Below are 17,902 nucleotides of genomic sequence, written 5' to 3' on the forward strand. Positions count from 1 at the left end.
CTCTCCAAGCTCCATATGGATCGCTCAGAAACAGCTTTTCTCATCCCGGCTATCGCCGCTGGACCAGAGCGGCAATCTTACCCGGGCGCCCTAGCAAATAGCCTTGGGCATAATGAACGCCCATTGCCTTTACTTTGTTCAACTCCTCTTGATGCTCAATGCCCTCGGCGATGATGCCAATGGCCATTTTGTCGGCCAGTTGGACAAGCGTATGCACAATATGCTCCTTCATCTCGTGCTCATGAATGCCCATAATGAGGGAGCGGTCTACTTTTATATAATCCGGCTTCAGCTCGATAATAGCCTGCAGCGACGAATATCCCGCGCCTACATCGTCGATTGCGATTTGAAAGCCTTGGCGGCGATACTGCGCAAGTGTAGCTAGTACTGAGCCATAATCCTGAATAGCCGAACGCTCCGTAATTTCAAAGACGATATGATGGGGCGACAACCCCCGCTGCTCCATCATTTTGGCCAGCCGGTCGGGGTAAAAGCTTCCTTCATTTAGCAATTGCGCCGTCATATTTAGAAACAGCTTCTGATGCGAATGAAGGCCGCTACTGCTCTCCACTGCCTGCTCGCGCGCCGTCTGATCCAGCCGCGCCACCTCTCCCGACTCTTCTGCGAACGCAAACAAGTCAAGCGGACTGGAAAACCATTTATTTTCAGGAAACCGCGTGAGTGCCTCATATCCGAAGGCTGCCCGCTCGCCTCCAATTTCCTGTAGCGACATAATCGGCTGATAGACCGGAATGAGCAGCTTGCCGCGAATTAGGCCGTTCAAATATTGCAGCCGCATGGCGCGTGTTAAAGCTTCCTTCTGCTGCCCATATAATAGCGCTCGCTTTGAAGCTTCATACAGGCGGGAGACTGAGCTTCCGGTATCGCTGCGCTCTACCAAACCTACGCCTGCATGCAGACGCATATCCGACATGGGTCCAAACTCGGCCCCACTGAACCCCCGCTCGGCTTCCTCCTGCCATTTGCCTGCGGCTTGCAGCAAATTTCCCAGCAGCTCCTGCTGCTGCAAATCCGGCAAAGCCATCACAATATACAAATCATCGCCCATCCAAAACTTGTCCCGTACATGGGCAGCTGTTTCCGGGTTCGCATAAATCATCATCTCTATGTATAGCTTCCATCTCTTCATAAATGAGGGGGGCAGCTGCTCAAAGGTGCCTGCCGAATGTACACTGTGCCAGGATAAATAGATAACGCCAATATTTTCCGGCTTTTCATCCACTATAAGGTTGCTTCGCTGCACTATCGCTTGATGATGTCCCACGTCTCACTTCGATCCCCTCTGTAGCATTACTTTCTTGTGTGCAAAAAGCCATATCCTGCATGACATATACACTGCCTTTTTGCATCTTGGCACGCTTCTTGAGCTTCGCTGTTAAAGTGGATATGTGGCTTGGCGCCGTGCCGCCGGCAGCAAGCATTAAAGATAGGGACAAGGTTACCCCTTCCTGCTCCACAGTGTTGCCGTGACGATCCTCCACCATGCTGACCTCCACTCCACCGTAATACCTTTTCACCCCGCCGTCGAAACGTTCAATCAGCCTGGTGCAAACTTTTTCAGCATAAGAGGACTCCGTTACCATAATGAAATCATCACCGCCGATATGCCCGATAAAATCGCTCGCCATCCCGTATTCTTCCTTAATCCCGACTAGCGTATCCGCCAAAAAACGAATAAGCGCATCGCCTTGGCTAAATCCAAAGCAATCATTAAACCATTTGAAATAATCCAGATCCGCATAAATGACGGCGAACGGCTTGTCTCCCCTGCTCCTGCGAGCCAGCTCCAGCTGGATGCCCTCATTGCCGGGCAGACCCGTCAGCGGATTGGCTGATCTAGCCGCCTCCATGCGCAGCGTCGTAATGCGCTCCAGAATATCGCGAACCGTCGTTGCGCCAAACAGCTGGCCTCCCGCTGTAATGATAACGACATCATACAAATGGGAAATATCCCGTGCCATCGCCAGCTGAGATACATGCTCTATCGGCATGTCAGCGTCCACAATTAATGGCGATGCATTCATAATTTTTTCAACAGGACGAGTAGAATAAAGCGGCAGCCCATATTTCCCCGCTAGCAGCTCATGCAGCTTTTGCTTCATCAGCAGGCCGACGGGGCGCCCCTCCTCCTGTAAAATCACGCACTGCTCCTTGCCGTTCATATTGAAAAAATCGGCAATTTCCGTCACGCGCGCCTGCGCTGAAAACACGGGAAACGGCGCTGCCTGCTCACCAATGCTCATGCCTGGTGCAGCATAATAAGCGATCGCCGCTGCTTCCGGTTCAAGCGCAGCCGCTATCTCCTGCCGACTTTGCCTTTCTGCAAGCGCCATTGCTGCCGCTGTTTCCAGCCGCCTATCCGAATCCGGACTATTGTCCGCTTCCTCTGATTGCTTGCTTGAAACCCGCATGCTGTTCATTTCCGCTCGCCGCCAAGCTTCCCTAAGCGCTTTCCATGCGGCTTGCTCAGCCGCTTCATGGCTCTGCCCCGCAGGCGGATATGCGATCACATGACCTATAAAAACTGACTGCTCCCGGCTTGCGAGCGTATACAGCTCCGCTGCGCTGTCATTCATCGCCTGCTCAGATCCAAGCCTCGAGCCATTGCAGCCGAGCATAATGTAATATTCCTGTCCTAAGCTGTGCTTCCAGATCAGCCTGAACGCCCTCAACTGCCGCTCCCATGTCCTCAGCCATGTTTCGGGCAAGGCTCGTTCCTCCGTAAGCCGCATATATATGATGCCAATTCCCCCAAGCCGCCAGCTTTCCCTCATCACTTGGAGCAGTTCTATATGGATCAGACCAATTGCCATCTCGTCCATGCCAGGTCTCCCTTTAGTCTTGGTTGTTCTGCTTCTACCTTACCAGCCAAATGTGAGCAGAGTAACATATTCATGTAAACTATCTGTAAAGCACAAGACTTTTGCCCTAGATGCTGTTAGCATGCATGGGTGCTGCACCTACTTTTCAGCATATAAAAAAACAACTCCATACCGGCTTAACTTAGCAGGCAGAAGTTGTTGCTGGGGCATACGGGGTTCCCTTGTGGCTATGCTGAGAGCATGCATGCAAGGGGATCACCCGAAACGACCTGAAATATAGTCGCTCGTTTCTTTTTTGCTGGGATTCGTAAACATTTTCTCTGTATTTTCGAATTCCACCAGCTCGCCGGACAGGAAAAACGCCGTCTTGGCCGAAATCCTTGCCGCTTGATGCATATTGTGCGTGACAATAACGATGCAATAGTCCTGCTTCAGCTCCGTAATCAGCTCCTCTACCTTGGAGGTCGAAATGGGATCAAGCGCCGAGGCTGGTTCATCCATCAAAATAATGTCCGGCTTGACCGCAATGGAGCGGGCAATACATAGCCGCTGCTGCTGTCCGCCAGACAGCCTAAGCGCCGACGTATGCAAGCGGTCCTTCGTCTCTTCCCAAAGCGCCGCTTTGCGGAGCGATTCCTCTACCAGCTCATCGAGCTCACTTTTATTTTTGATGCCGTGGTAGCGCGGGCCAAAAGCAATATTTTCATAAATCGACTTGTGAAAAGGGTTCGGCCGCTGCCATACCATGCCGATGCGTCTGCGCAGCAGCACCACATCGGTTTTCGGATTGTTGATATCCTCATCGCCAATCCAGATCTCTCCGGTCATTTTGGCGTTCGGAATCAAATCGTTCATTCGGTTCAGCGTCCGCAAAAACGTCGATTTCCCGCAGCCGGACGGACCGATGAGCGCTGTAACCTGTTTATTTTCAAAATCGATCGATACATTTTTAACAGCCTTATTGCTGCCATAATAAACGCTTAAATCGCGTACGGATATGCCATTTTCAGCCATATGCTGCCATCCTCCTATTTCGTAGCGGTAAACTTGCGGTACATGAAGCGGCCGAGCCAGCGTGCGAGCAAATTAAACAGCAGCACCGTGATGACTAGTACAGCCGAAGCTCCAGCAGCAATTTCCGCAGCATCGGGAGCAAGTCCCTCGGAATTGATTTTCCAAATATGAACCGCAAGCGTTTCAGCCGGACGCAAAGGGTTAAGCGGAGATACCGGGCTAAATGGGTTCCAATCCGAAAAATCGAGTCTAGGCGAGCTCATCCCAGCCGTAAAGAGCAGCGCCGCCGCTTCGCCAAATACGCGGCCCGCAGCCAAAATCGTGCCCGATACAATAATCGGCAATGCGATGGGCAGCATGGTGGACGTAATCGTCTTCCACTTCGTCAAGCCCAGCGCCAGACTCGCTTCCTTCTGCTCTCTTGGCACGCTTTTGAGGCCCTGCTCCGTAATCCGCACCATCAGCGGAAGATTAAACACGGTCAGTGCAAGCGCACCCGCCAGCAAGGAAAAGCCAAGACCGAAATAATTGACAAGCATAAGCAAACCGAACAAACCAACAATAATGGAAGGAAACGAAGATAATACCTCAACGACAAGCCGGATAAAATCAGTCAGCTTGCTCGGCTTCGCATATTCACTCATATAGATGCCTGCACCAATGCCAATCGGAACGGTGATAATCATCGTGAGCACGAGCAGGAACAAGGAGTTGAACAGCTGCGGCCCAATGCCTCCGCCCGCTCTAAACGATTCAGGAGCCGAGGTCAGGAAGCTGAAGCTGATATGGCCTAGCCCGCGCACAAGAATGAAGCCGAGCAAGCCGATTAGCAGCAGCACGATGAATGCAGCTACGCAAATAATGACGGCTGTGGCCATTTTATCTACTGTTTTTGGTTTCATAGTTTAGACCTGCCTTCCAGCCAGCGTACGATAAATACGAAAACGAATGTCATGAGCATCAAAATCATCGCAAGCGACCACAAAGCATTGTTATGCGTGGAGCCAGCAGCCGTGTTGCCCATGCTGAGCGTAATAGCGCTTGTCAGCGTCGAAGCCGACTCAAACAGGGAGCGCGGCACGAAGGGCGCGTTGCCAATAACCATCTGTACAGCGAGCGCCTCGCCGAATGCCCGTGCGATACCGAGCACGACACCCGTCATAAGCGCAGGAAGCGTGGTCGGAATAACGACGCGATAAATCGTTTGCCAGCGTGTGGCACCTAGTGCGTAAGAGCCTTCCTTAAGTCCAGCAGGCAAGGAAGCGAGCGCATCTGTCGCAACCGTCGTCATCGTTGGTAAAATCATAATGGACAATACAAGCGCACCCGCAGCTACACCCAAACCTTGTCCAGGAAAAATATCACGGAATAAAGGCACGATGACGCTAAGACCGATAAAGCCGTATACGACGGATGGAATGCCCGCCAGCAGTTCAATAACAGGCTGCAAAAACTTGCGTCCAAATTTCGGCGTAATTTCAATCATAAAGATGGAAGCGCAAATGCTGAGCGGTGCCGCAAGCAATGCCGCAAGCAGCGATGTGCTGAAGGAGCCGAAGATGAACGGGAATGCACCGAAGGATGGGGGAGTTCCTTCCGGGCTCCATTTTAAACCGCCTAAAAGCTCAAATACGTTTACATGATCTTTGAAAAAGGTGCTTAGTCCACGGGAAGCGACAAAATACACCATCGCAATAATCGTCGCAACCAAAAACAGGACACATAAGGTTGTATATACTTTACCGACCCATTCTTCTACAAAATGGTTATTGCCCGCGGTACGGCCATTGCCCGCCGTTTTTTTCGGTATCGTTTGCGCCATAATAATCTCCTCTATACAGCCAGAAAGAGGCAGATTGCGAATCCGCCTCTTGTGCTGGCCTATGAATGATTAGCTACTACTTCTTAGTGATGTTGCCGTCGAGATCGCGAACGACTTGCATTTGGCTAGTTGGGATATAACCCAGCTCAACAACCAAGCCTTTTTCGTTTTGGATTTCTTCGCTCATCATGTATTCCAGGAAAGCTTTTGCTGCTGCATCAGGCTCGCCTTTTGTATACATGTGCTCATAAGCCCATACTGGATACGTGCCGTTTGCTACGTTTTCTACGTTAGCTGCTACGCCGTCATAGCTTACTGATTTAATGGAATCATCAAGGTAAGAAAGTGCCAGGTAACCGATAGCGCCTGGTGTTTCACCGATAATTTTCTTAACGGTACCGGACGAATCCTCTTGGATCGAGCCTTGAAGATCTTCAGACTTCTGGCCAAGTGCATATTTCTCAAAAGTAGCGCGAGTACCGGAGCTTGCTGGACGGTTTACGATTACGATTGCTGCATCGTCGCCGCCAAGGTCTTTCCAGTTCGTTACTTTGCCTGTGAAAATATCAATCAGCTGTTGCTTCGTCAGGTTGTCTACTTTTACATCCTTGTTCACAACTGCTGCCATAGCGACTACTGCCACTTGGTGGTCAACCAATTCTTTTGCTTTATCTGCATCCAGCTTCTCTTCCGCATAAACGTCGGAGTTGCCGATATTTGCTTGTCCTTCGGATACTTGCGTCAGGCCCGTACCGCTGCCGCCGCCTTGTACTTGAATTGTAACGCCGCTGTTTTTTTCCATAAACATTTTAGATGCTTGGTCAACCAATGGTTGAAGGGCAGAGGATCCTGTTGCAAGAATCGAGCCTGTTAGACCAGATGCTTCTGTTGATGGTTCAGCGGATGGCTCTGTCGATGGGCTGCTTGAGCTTGTTGTGTTGCCTGCTGTTGTACCTCCATTGTTTGCTTGGCCGCATGCAGCCAGTGTAAATGTCAGTACCATTGCCATAATCAACATCAAAGACTTCTTCATTTCTTATTTTCCCCTCTCAATACCTTGTTTGCTTCACAAGACCTATTGTAGATCGGGGGCATTAACCTAATGTTTTCTGTTTGTAAAATTATCAATTAAATCTCATAGATTTTTTCTATGAATGTGGATATGATATAGATAAAATGAAAGATTTCAGGAGGCAGCTCATGAGTTTGTTAAAAATGAAGTTAATGGTCCTCATCGATCGCTATAAACAGATCACAGCGGTGGCCAATGCCCTGCAAATCAAGCAGCCTACCGTCAGCTTTCATATGAAGAAAATGGAGGAGGAATGGGGCGTCAAGCTGTTCGAAATGCGGACGGGGAAAGTGCTGCTCACTCGCAATGGAAAGCTGCTGCTTCATTATGCTTCGCAAATTGACCAATTATATAGCGAGGCGGAGTCGAGGCTTGGTGCCATTCATGCGGCAGAGAAAAATCGTTTTGTGATCGGCTGTACGACTAGTACCGCCGCTTACCTTGCAAACAGCGCCGCAATGGGAAAGCTGCGGACACTTTCCGAAAGCCATGCCGCTATTATGTCCATCGCTGTTCATGATGAGGAGGAGCTTTATCAGAAGCTGCATCTGGGAACGGTTGACTTTATTATGTATGGGGAAGGAAAGCAGCAGGCTGATGGCGGCGAATTCCGCAATCAGACGATTGGCGCCTCGCCGCTCCGGGTTATTATTCCTCAGCAGCATCCTTTATATGCTTGGTCAGGAGAAATTTCATTGGGCTCCCAGCTCGAGAAATATGAGTTTGCCGAGCTTGCTGACAGCTCTGTCGCACAGCGCATTCATGAATGGAGCCGCAAGCACCAGTATTCCTTAACCTCGCATATGTCCTTCGGATCGGTGGAGCTGCTAATAAATACCGCCGCAGCCTGCGGGGACCTTGCTATATTGCCCGAATGCTTACTGCCGCAAGCGGCTAAGCTAGATGAGCTTGGTTTAAAGCTTGCTGCCCTGGACAGTGAGGCAGCCCGGTGGCCGATGATCGCCAGCTGGCGCAGCCAGCACTGGGATCAAGCTTTTATGCAGCAGGTGCTGGATAGCATCAGCTTATAACATTAAAAAAAGGCTCCATTTCCACAGCTGCGCGGAAACGGAACCTTTTTCACTAGGTTATGAGGCTAAACGTTCAAATCCGGTCTTGTGCCTGTCACAATGTAGACGACGCTCTCACCGATGTTGGTGGCGTGGTCGCCGAAGCGCTCCAGGTAACGGCCAACAAAGCTAAGCAGCGAGGATTGCGTAATGTTGCGAGGATTTTCCATCATTAGGGAGTAAAGCTCACGGGTAATTTGCCCGTACAGCGCATCGACCTGATCGTCATCCTTGGCCATTTTGTAAGCGAGGTCGACATTTTCTTGAATGAAGGATTGGATAGATTCCGTTGTCATCATTTGAACAATTTCGGCCATGCGCGGAAGATCGATGAGCGGTTTAATTAGCTCCTGCCCTTCCATGCGCAATACGACCTTGGCAATATCAACCGCCAGATCGCCCATCCGCTCCAAATCGCTGGCAATGCGGAAGGAAGATAAAATCCGGCGCAAGTCCTTCGCTACCGGCTGCTGCGTCGCAATGAGCTTTGCTCCAAGCTCCGTTACTTTCTCCTCCAGTTGATTGAGCGAAAGATCAGCGGCGATGACCTGCTGCGCGCGCTCTACATCAACAGCTTTTAGAGCCTCGATGGATTCGACCAATGCATTCTCAACAAAATTCCCCATCTCAATTACAAAATCATGAAGCTGCTCGAGGCCGTGGTCGAACTCCTTGCGTGTTGTCATCATTTTAATTTTCCTCCCAAATGATCAATCTTTACATGGAAAACGCATGAGCCCGCTTATTCAGCATTAGCCGAAGCGTCCGGAAATATAATCCTCCGTGCGCTGGTCGGACGGATTGGAAAAGAGCTTTTCCGTATCCGCATATTCAACAACTTCGCCGTTCAGGAAAAATACCGTTTGGTTGGATACCCTAGCCGCCTGATGCATATTGTGAGTGACCATAACAATCGTATATTTGTCCTTCAGCTCCTGGGTCAGCTCTTCGATTTTCAAGGTAGAAATCGGATCAAGCGCCGAAGTCGCTTCATCCATCAGCAAAATATCCGGGTTAACCGCAATCGCTCTGGCGATACAAAGCCTTTGCTGCTGACCGCCCGATAAGCCCAGTGCCGAGCGCTTCAAGGAATCCTTCACTTCGCCCCACAGCACCGCAGATTTCAAGCTCGTTTCTACAATTTCATCAAGCTCTTTTTTGTTTGTAATGCCGTGCAGGCGCGGACCATAAGCCACATTATCATAAATCGACTTTGGAAAAGGATTCGGCTGCTGGAACACCATGCCGATTTTACGGCGCAGCGCTTCTACCTCCACCTCGTTAGAATAAATATTTTGCTTGTCAATGATAATGCTGCCTTCGATCCTCGTTCCTTGAATCATGTCATTCATCCGGTTAAGCGTCCGCAGCAAGGTTGATTTGCCACAGCCGGAAGGTCCGATAAAGGCGGTAATCGCCTTAGCCGGAATCGTAAGCGATACGTTCTTCAGTGCGTGGAACGCCCCGTAATAAAGATTCAGCTTGTCTATGTTAATTAGCGCTTCCAAACGTTCTCCTCCTTATTGCTTTCCATTGCCCGTTTACCCCTTATTTATGGGTTGTATGTGATTCATGCCGCAACTAGTCTGTTCCGTTCTAGAAGTGTGGTGAAAAAGAGACTGCACTGCACGAAAAGCTTGGCTTACGATCGCCATTACCCTTGAATTTCTTTGAATAAGCTATTAAATGGAGAAATTCAAGGGTAAAAACGAACGCTACCGCTTCTCCAGCTCAAGCTTTCCATTCCGTTACGCCTTTCCCACCACGCTTCTATATGTTACAGACTGTTTGTAAATCTTATATTGCATTTATGTTAACGTAGTGTTAAAAGTAGACGTTTTATGAATGAGTGCTCCTTTGGAGGCTGCTCATTTCTTGTGCGACGTGCTGCACTTGCAAATAAGCCTGCTCGGACAATGCCCCAATTTGCCCGGCATTGCCGCGATTTTCGGCTGCCGCATGAAACAGGCTATTGAATGCGCCTTCTACCTCATGCACATGCGCTTCGCTAGACGCCGTCTCCAATCTGCCGTTTTTCGCCAGCTGCGCCGTTTGTTCGATTTCATGGATAATCGTTTGAATAAGCGATGTAATCGTACCTGCTGATGTTTTCGTCTGGTTCGCCAGCTTCATCACTTCGCCAGCCACGATTGCAAAGCCTCGCCCATGCTCGCCAGCCCGCGCCGCTTCAATGGAAGCATTGATCGCCAGCAAATTGCTTTGTTCTGCCAGCTCCTTAATCAGCCCCGACACCTTGCTAATCGAACCAGCTTCCGCCTGCAAGGCACGCATTCGCTCCTCCTGAAGCTGGGAGTTGGCCGCGATGGAAGCGAATGCCTTCGTTACGTTATCCAGCTCGTTTTTCCCCTTCAACGTCAAATCGACCATCACGACTGAAAGCTCCTCGCCTTCCTCCGTGGAGCCTCGTACGCTCTGAATCGCTGATTCGATCTCCTTTACGCGCTCTTCTGCAGATCGAATCGTCCTACGCTGTGCCAGCTCCGCTTCTTCCTGCAGCCTTTTGGAAAGCTTCAGCAAATCGGCAACCGTCAAGACGCCGGTGAATTTGTCTGCATCCGTCACAAGCACGCAATCATAGAGTACTTTCTCCTGACGATTAAGCGCCCGCTCAATAAGATGGTCCGGGGCACTTTCGAAGTCAATAATAAGCGGAGCTGCATCCATCATGACGGTTATAGGCTTTTCATAATATAAATCCGCACTAAAACGATGGCCCAGCTTTAGAAAAAAACGATTCCGCATCATGAGTCCCTTCACTCGATCAACAGCGTCACAAACGACGACACATTCCGATTCGGGATGCTGCTTGAAGACCGCTATCGTCTCTTTGCAGGTCCGCTCCTCCCGCACAATCGGCGCCTGACGAATAAAATCGGCAAGCCGAGCAGCCGACTGCGACGGAGCGCCTGTCTGCTTTCCCGAACCGGCAGCCTCCGCCGTTAAGACGTTTTCTGCCTGCTGCTCTGGATGCTTGGCTTCTAATTCGTCCATTTCCAGCTTCATATCCATCGGATGCGCTAGCTCAGCAGTCGTCATTGGTCATCATCCTTCCGTAATTCCTTCTTCCTTCACTATAGGTCTTTAGCATCAACGGAAATACTTTGCTATGTTAACGCAATGTCAAATTAGACCAAGCCCGCTTCTCGGAAATTCCACTTTGAGGAAAAGGAGGCAATCGCAAACAGCTGAAGCTGTCCTTTGGCGGCAAAGCTTCCGTTTCGCGATGAAATATAAGCCCATTTATAAGTGTGATACTTATAAATGGGCTTATATTTCAAAAAAACCGCTATTCACGCTGCTGAATGAGCAGGCGAATAGCGGTTTTTGGACAGAAATTAAATTTTAAACTGCGATAGTTTTTCCAGCAGCTCCTGAACCATATGGTCCAGTGACTCGGCCGCCGCCGAGATTTGCTGCATCGATGCCAGCTGCTCCTCGGAGGCCGCTGCGACATTATGGGAATTGGATGCCGTGTCGCCCGCTATAACCGCCATTTGTTCAACGCTTGCGGTCATTTGCTGCGAGCTCGCATTCATCTGCCCAGCCGCTGCTGAAACCTCTTGAATCTGGCTGCTGACTGCGCTCATTTCATTCATTATCGCATTGAACAGCTCGCCGCTTCCTTCTACCGTTTGCGCGCCGCTCGCCACTTCTTTAGAGCCTCTTTGCATCGTTTGCGCCACATGATCCGTATCGCTGCGGATGCCATCCACAAGCTGTGATACTTGATCCGCTGCCTGCTTCGTCTGCTCCGCCAGCTTGCGCACCTCCTGCGCTACTATGGCAAAGCCCCGTCCATGCTCGCCTACCCGTGCAGCCTCAATGCCGGCATTCAGCGCAAGCAGATTCGTTTGTACGCTGATCGCTGTAATTAGGCCCGTCATCTGACCGATTTGGGCCGAGCGTTCATTAAGCCGTTCAATCGCTGCTTCCGTCTCCGTAACCGAATGCTGGATTTGGCCCATTTGCCGGACGGCCTCCTGCATCAATTGATAACCATCCGCTGTCTGCAGCGCGACACCATTCGCCGAGGAGGCTACCTGATCGCTCGATTCAGCTATGCGCTGAACATGGCTGGACATCGCATGCATCGCTTCTGCGGTGCCGCCGGCATGCTGATTTTGCGTCTCGGCATCCATCGCTACCGTCTGAATCGATTCGGCAATCGTCTCGGACGCTTTGCTCGTCTGATCAGCGCTAGCCGTCAACTGCTCCGACGTTTCACTTACGGCTACCCCGAGATTCGTCACGAGCTGGAACATGCCCCGCAGCTTCTCCGTCATCCTATTAAAGGAGGCAGCCATCTGGCCTAGCTCATCCTGCTGTTTAATGGCAATCGTCTGGGTGAGGTCGCCCTCGGCCATTTTTTCAAGTCCTATATTAAACCATTTCAGCTTGCGAATGACCATAAAGCGGATCAGGAGAGAAATAATAACACCCAATAAAATCATCGAAGAACAGGCAATAACCAGCGATGCCGTGCGACTGGCATTAAAATCTTCAAATATTGCTGCTTTAGGAACGACGCTCTGGCTATACCAAAATTGATTGCTTCCCGGCAGCGCTATCGGCTCAAACAGCCGCATAACTTCGTCGCCATTCGTATCCGCCGTGTATCCCGAATAACGCGTACCTCTCATCACATCATCTAGAAGCGCCTGCTTCCCTTCATTATCCGCGAAAGCCTCATTCAGTGCTGCCGTATCATTCGGATTTGCCAAATAATTTCCTTTTTCACTAATCAGGGATACATAACCGCCCATTGGCGAATACTCGGCTGCCGACTTTTGGAAGCTCTCAATGGATAAGTCTGCTCCGACTATCCCTAGGAAGCTCCCGCTTTGATCCAATATAGGAACAACAATCGATGTAATAAGCGTCTGCTGACCGGCTACATTATAAAAATAAGGATCAACGTACGTTGTTTTTTTCGATTGCTTGGGCAGCAAATAATAGTCTCCCGCCCCTTCCACCGTATAATCCGAAAGCGGATTGATTGCCGTTCCACTGCCGTTACGGAAAACATAAGGAATAAAACGGCCTGTTTTATCATCGTATGTCGAGTAGTTACTATTGGCCTCGTCTTCTTGGTCAAAAGCATCGGGCTCCCATAACGTATAATATGCCAGCACACGTGGATCATTTTCGACCATGGTTTGCAGCATTTCAACGACTTTTTGACGCGATAGCTGTTTTTCACTTCGCGTTTCCTTCAGGATAAGCATCAGATTTTCCAATTTTGCTTCGGTTGCCGTAAGCTCACGCTGTATCGACATCACAAATTCAGTTCCGGCCAACTGTGCTTCCTGCTCACCCTTCGTCACAGCAAGCGACTCCAGTTGATTAATATTCAGCACATTCATTACAGTAAAAATGACAAGCAAGCAAATGACCACACAGGATACCAATTTAACCGTCAAAGATAAATGCAGCTGCTTCCTTCTCAAGCTACCCACTCCTCCATACAAAACAACATGAATCGTTAATCGTCAATATGCCTATATTTGATTATAGGTATTTAGAACTATATTCAACTTTCCGATTATTTCAAAACTCAATAAAGCGTTTTCCAGCACAAAAGAACCGCGAACGAGGTTCGCGGTTCTCTCATCATTTTGAAACGATTAACGAGATTTACGTTTTAAAATCCGAACATCATACGCAGCAAGTGTCAGTGCAGACTCCGCTTGACCACCATTCAAAACATCCTCATAGGAATGGCCATCGAGCACTACCTGCTGCTCTTGCGGCGTGAAGTTGGATACGAATACATAGTCTGACTCCCCATCGCCACGCAGCTGCGCAGTCACGCCTTCAGGAAGCTCGGTATCGAGCACTTTGCGAATGCCCTCCTGCTCCACAAGCGTCTTGAAGAAATCTGTGAAAAATGGTTCTTTGTTGCGGGAAGCTACATAATACGCTTTCCCCTTGCCCAAGCGGTTCACCGTCAATGCCGGACGGCCAGCATAGAAATCTTCGCCGTATACGGCCAGCGCCTCTGCCCCTTCCAGGTGAATAAGGTCGCACAGCTCATGCGCTTCGTACTCGCCGGACAAGCCCAGCGCATTGCCTTCCGTCATGACTACGCGATTCGTCTCGCCGTCATGAAGGGAATCGATTTCCTCCGACCAGATGCCGAGCGTTTTGCGAAGCGGCCCTGGGAAGCCTGTCAGGAAGCATAGATCGCTTTCGTTCACGATGCCGGTCCAGTAAGTCGCAATAAACGTGCCGCCATTTTCAACAAACTTCTCAATAGCCTCGCCCACACCTGGACGCACCATGTACAGCATAGGCGCGATCACGATTTTATATGAATCCAAAACGCATTCGGAATCGATAATATCCACCGGAATACCTAGCTCCCAGAACGGACGGTAATGCTTGCGCGCCGTCTCCTCATAATGAATGCCGCAGTTGCGCGGCCCTTGGGAGTCTTTAACCGCCCAGCGGTTTTCCCAATCATAAATAATCGCGACTTCCGGCTTCACCGTTGTCCCTACGACTCCCCCAAGCTGTGTAAGCGCATGGCCTACATCCGTTACGTCTTTAAATACGCGGGTATGCTCATGTCCGACATGGTCAACGACCGAGCCGTGCAGCTTCTCGCTGGAGCCGCGGCTTTTGCGCCATTGGAAATATTGCACCGTATCCGAGCCATGGGCAACGGCCTGCATGGAAGAAAGCAAATGCATCCCCGGCTTCTTCAGCTTGCTGACCGGCTGCCAGTTCGTCATGCTTGGCGTGCTTTCCATCAGCATAAATGGCTTGCCGCCTTTGAGCGAGCGGAAAATATCATGGTTGAAGCCGATCCAAGCCGCAAGCTCGCTATCGCTCTCCAGGCTGTGCCAAGTTGGATAAGCATCCCACGAAATCATATCGAGCATATCTGCAAACTTCCAATAATTAAGCCCTTCAAAGTCGAGCATAAAATTAGTTGTAATTGGCAGCTCCGGGTTGATTGCGCGAAGCGGCTCCATTTCCTTGCGGCAGAAGTCCACTGTCTGGTCAGTAACAAAACGCATCCAGTCCACATTCATGCCGTGAACCGCCCGTTCTCCGCGCCGCGTTGGCGTATCGACTTGGCTCCAATCGGTATACGTATGGCTCCAGAACGTCGTCCACCAAGCATCGTTCAATGCCTCAAGTGTACCATAACGCTGCTGCAGCCAGCCGCGGAACGCCTCTGCACACAGATCGCAATGGCATTCGCCGCCGAACTCATTGGAAATATGCCAGCCAATAACAGCCGGATGGCTGGAATAACGCTCAGCAAGCTTCGTATTCATCATTTGCACTTTCTCGCGGTAGACCGGAGAGGAAAAGCAGTGATTATGACGTGCGCCATGCAGATTGCGAATGCCGTTCTCATCTACACGGAGCACTTCCGGGTATTTAGATGACATCCAGGCCGGTCTCGCTCCGCTCGGCGTTGCAAGCAGCGCATAAATGCCGTTGGCCGCAAAGCGGTCGAGCAATTGATCCATCCACTCAAAAGTGAAGACGCCTTCCTCAGGCTCCAGTGCAACCCAGCCAAAAATGCCAACCGACATGACATTGCTGTGCGACAATTTCATTAAACGAATATCTTCCTCCAGAATATGAGGATATTTAAGCCACTGGTCCGGATTATAATCCGCGCCATGAAGCATTTGGGGAATTTTCGAGCTGATTGGTGGAAATTTGCTGCTCATCTGTGTAACCTCCTGTAATAGCGGCATTCGTTTGACGAACGCTCATTCTTTAACTATATTCATATTATATATTTCGTTTTATCGAAACTAAATCTCACAATATTCTTATCTCTATAAAAATATGAAACAGGATGTGCAGCATATGGATACAATCGCATTCCCGCTTGTAACGGATACCGAGCTTGCGCTGCCGCTTTACGTCGACATAATCGGACATTGGGGCAATCAGGAGACGATCGATCGCATGAATGGCTTTCCCCACTATCAATGGCTGCAGGTTGCATCTGGGGAAGGCGAGCTTATTATCGGAGAAAAAAGCTATTCGGTGAAAAATGGCCAAGGCTTCTGCCTGTTCCCCGGAGTGCCGCATCGTTATTATGCAACCCGCGAGCCGTGGGATGTGCATTTTGTCAGCTTTGGCGGCAGCCTGTGCGAAACGTTGTTTGAGCAGGCCGGCATCACTGAATCCGGCGTCTATGCAACAGCAGATGGAGAAGTATTAATTTCACATATGCGCAGCATATATGCCATGTCGCAGTCGGACCGTCCTTTTCTCGGTCTGGAATGCTCGAAGCTGCTCTATGCGATGCTGCTTGATCTGCTGAAGGTCGTTCGTGTCAGCTCCCATTCGGCGCATCAAAGCCTATCGCGGCTCCATCCCGTCATTCAATATATTGAAGCGCATGCGGGCAGCCTCATTACGATTGAGGATTTAGCAGGTGCGATTAATGTAACGCCGCAATACTTATGCCTTTTATTCAAGAAAGCGATGCGCATGCGGCCGATGGAATACGTCAACCGTGAGCGAATCAGCCGCAGCAAGCAGCTGATGTTCCGCGAGAGCACGCTGAAAATGCAGGAAATCGCCAAGCTGTCCGGCTTCGACAGCGCCAGCTATTTCAGCTCCGTCTTCAAACGGCTGGAAGGCGTCGGTCCCGAACAGTTTAAAAAAATGCACGGCATGCGATAAACCGCCTATTCGCATAACGCTCGCTGGGACTAGAAGCTTATTAATCGCTGAACAGAGGCTTAGTAAAGGCTTGGTACTGCGCCTGATTGGCTTGTTCGCCTTGCATCTCCACTTATGCGGCTGGCTATCTAGCAGACTGCACGGCATGTTATAATGCCAGCATCTGCTTTATTTAATATGTTGTGACAAGCGGTTGTTTAGAAAGGAATGAAGAGGATGTTGAATAAACCTGCGATTTTTGAGGAAATCGATCGTCATAGCGAGGGCTTCAAGGCAATTTCCCGTTCCATTTTTGCAAATCCGGAGCTTGGGCATGAGGAATTTAAAGCCTCAGCAGCGCTGTGTGCGGAGCTTGAGCGTCAAGGCTTTAGCGTTGAACGGGGCACGCTTGGACTGGCTACTGCTTTCATCGCTACCTATGATACAGGCAAGCCTGGCCCTGTTTCCGCTTTTCTTTGCGAATACGATGCTTTGCCGGAAATCGGCCATGCCTGCGGCCATCACCTCATCTGCATGATGAGCATTGGAGCTGCGGTCGGCTTGAAATCGGTTTTAGAAGCGGGAAGCATTCGCGTCTATGGTACGCCTGCGGAAGAAACGAAGGGCGCCAAGGTACCGATGGCAGAAGCTGGCTTGTTCGATGATTGTGATTTCGCCCTGATGGCGCATCCTTATCATACGTTTGAAAAATCCGGCGAATCGCTGGCGATGGACGCTGTGCAGTTCGAATTTACGGGAGCGGCTGCACATGCGGCTGCAAGCCCCTATGAGGGGATTAATGCACTTGATGCAGTTATCCAGCTGTTCAACAGCGTCAATGCCTTGCGCCAGCAAACCCGCAGCGATACGCGTATTCACGGCATTATCGACAATGGGGGCAAGGCGCCCAACATTATCCCTGACTATGCCTCGGCGAAATTTTATATTCGCTCGGCTTCGCGCACGTATACGAACGAGTTGACGGCAAAGGTGCTTCGCTGCGCCGAAGGAGCCGCCCTGCAAACCGGCTGCGAGCTGCGCACGAACAATTATGAGCTGTCTTATGATGAGCTGCGCACGAATGAGGCGCTGTCAGAGCAATTTTCCGCCAACCTGATTGCGGCAGGCATTCAGCCAAGCGAAATTCAAATTGGCAAAGACCATGGCTCGGTCGATCTCGGCAATGTGTCCACGCACTGCCCAGCCATTCATCCTTATGTGAAAATCGTCGAGGATCGCCTGCTGCTGCATACGGAAGGATTCCGGGACGCAGCTATTACAGAACGGGCGCTGGAGCGTATGATCTTTGGTGCGAAAATGCTCGCTGCCACAGCTGCGGATGTATATAGTGATCCAGCTTTGCTGGCACGGATTAGAGCAGAGTTTGAGCAGCAATCGTTAAATTTGAATTAAGTTGGTA

14 protein-coding genes are annotated in these 17,902 nt (G+C 50.3%); 3 read left to right on the forward strand and 11 right to left on the reverse strand.

The genetic code is table 11. The features are described 5' to 3' along the window. Positions 1-49 precede the first annotated feature (49 nt). From ABEW34_RS10385 to ABEW34_RS10410, 6 genes are all read right to left on the reverse strand, one after another. Positions 50-1,285, reverse strand: a complete 1,236-nt coding sequence (locus ABEW34_RS10385; RefSeq protein WP_430157901.1) for an EAL domain-containing protein — start codon at positions 1,283-1,285, stop codon at positions 50-52. Next, complete coding sequence (locus tag ABEW34_RS10390) at positions 1,236-2,843, reverse strand: GGDEF domain-containing protein (RefSeq protein ID WP_430157904.1); 1,608 nt, start codon at positions 2,841-2,843, stop codon at positions 1,236-1,238. The genes ABEW34_RS10385 and ABEW34_RS10390 overlap by 50 nt, the downstream gene beginning before the upstream one ends. A 255-nt stretch (positions 2,844-3,098) precedes the next feature. Continuing rightward, positions 3,099-3,857 (reverse strand): phosphate ABC transporter ATP-binding protein PstB, encoded by a 759-nt coding sequence (gene pstB / locus ABEW34_RS10395; protein WP_056030197.1) that lies wholly within the window; start codon positions 3,855-3,857, stop codon positions 3,099-3,101. A 14-nt stretch (positions 3,858-3,871) separates the two neighbouring features. After that, positions 3,872-4,759: a phosphate ABC transporter permease PstA gene (gene pstA, locus ABEW34_RS10400; protein ID WP_430157906.1), complete on the reverse strand. Its 888-nt coding sequence runs from the start codon at positions 4,757-4,759 to the stop codon at positions 3,872-3,874. Continuing rightward, positions 4,756-5,679, reverse strand: coding sequence for a phosphate ABC transporter permease subunit PstC (gene pstC / locus ABEW34_RS10405; RefSeq protein ID WP_430157908.1), 924 nt, complete (start codon positions 5,677-5,679; stop codon positions 4,756-4,758). The genes pstA and pstC overlap by 4 nt, the downstream gene beginning before the upstream one ends. 76 nt (positions 5,680-5,755) lie before the next feature. Next, complete coding sequence (locus ABEW34_RS10410; protein WP_430157911.1) at positions 5,756-6,712, reverse strand: phosphate ABC transporter substrate-binding protein; 957 nt, start codon at positions 6,710-6,712, stop codon at positions 5,756-5,758. 167 nt (positions 6,713-6,879) lie between these two features. Between ABEW34_RS10410 and ABEW34_RS10415 the strand changes: the two genes are divergently transcribed. Further along, positions 6,880-7,782 (forward strand): LysR family transcriptional regulator, encoded by a 903-nt coding sequence (locus ABEW34_RS10415; RefSeq protein WP_430157914.1) that lies wholly within the window; start codon positions 6,880-6,882, stop codon positions 7,780-7,782. Between the two features lie 65 nt (positions 7,783-7,847). Here ABEW34_RS10415 and phoU read toward each other — a convergent pair whose 3' ends face one another. The 5 genes from phoU to ABEW34_RS10440 all read right to left on the reverse strand — a co-directional run bounded on the left by phoU (position 7,848) and on the right by ABEW34_RS10440 (position 15,533). Then, the gene (phoU, locus tag ABEW34_RS10420) at positions 7,848-8,507 is read right to left on the reverse strand and encodes a phosphate signaling complex protein PhoU (protein WP_430158571.1); all 660 of its coding nucleotides are present in this window, start codon (positions 8,505-8,507) and stop codon (positions 7,848-7,850) included. Between the two features lie 66 nt (positions 8,508-8,573). Next, a complete protein-coding gene (gene pstB / locus ABEW34_RS10425) occupies positions 8,574-9,329 on the reverse strand; it encodes a phosphate ABC transporter ATP-binding protein PstB (protein ID WP_099519433.1) in 756 nt (251 codons plus the stop codon). Positions 9,330-9,660: 331 nt separating this feature from the next. After that, on the reverse strand, positions 9,661-10,878 hold the full coding sequence (locus ABEW34_RS10430; protein WP_430157917.1) for a methyl-accepting chemotaxis protein: 1,218 nt from the start codon (positions 10,876-10,878) through the stop codon (positions 9,661-9,663). A 299-nt stretch (positions 10,879-11,177) separates the two neighbouring features. After that, positions 11,178-13,289: a methyl-accepting chemotaxis protein gene (locus tag ABEW34_RS10435; RefSeq protein ID WP_430157920.1), complete on the reverse strand. Its 2,112-nt coding sequence runs from the start codon at positions 13,287-13,289 to the stop codon at positions 11,178-11,180. A gap of 177 nt (positions 13,290-13,466) precedes the next feature. Next, positions 13,467-15,533: a beta-galactosidase gene (locus ABEW34_RS10440; RefSeq protein WP_430157923.1), complete on the reverse strand. Its 2,067-nt coding sequence runs from the start codon at positions 15,531-15,533 to the stop codon at positions 13,467-13,469. Between the two features lie 142 nt (positions 15,534-15,675). On the opposite strand from ABEW34_RS10440, the gene ABEW34_RS10445 reads away from it, so the two are divergent. Together ABEW34_RS10445 and ABEW34_RS10450 are read left to right on the forward strand one after the other, a co-directional pair. Continuing rightward, positions 15,676-16,503 carry an AraC family transcriptional regulator gene (locus tag ABEW34_RS10445; protein ID WP_056030225.1) on the forward strand — a complete coding sequence of 276 codons (828 nt, stop codon included), beginning with the start codon at positions 15,676-15,678 and terminating at the stop codon, positions 16,501-16,503. A gap of 216 nt (positions 16,504-16,719) precedes the next feature. Then, complete coding sequence (locus tag ABEW34_RS10450; RefSeq protein WP_430157926.1) at positions 16,720-17,895, forward strand: M20 family metallopeptidase; 1,176 nt, start codon at positions 16,720-16,722, stop codon at positions 17,893-17,895. The last annotated feature ends 7 nt before the right edge of the window (positions 17,896-17,902 follow it).

Source organism: Paenibacillus algorifonticola (assembly GCF_050481745.1).
Lineage (GTDB): Bacteria > Bacillota > Bacilli > Paenibacillales > Paenibacillaceae > Pristimantibacillus > Pristimantibacillus algorifonticola_A.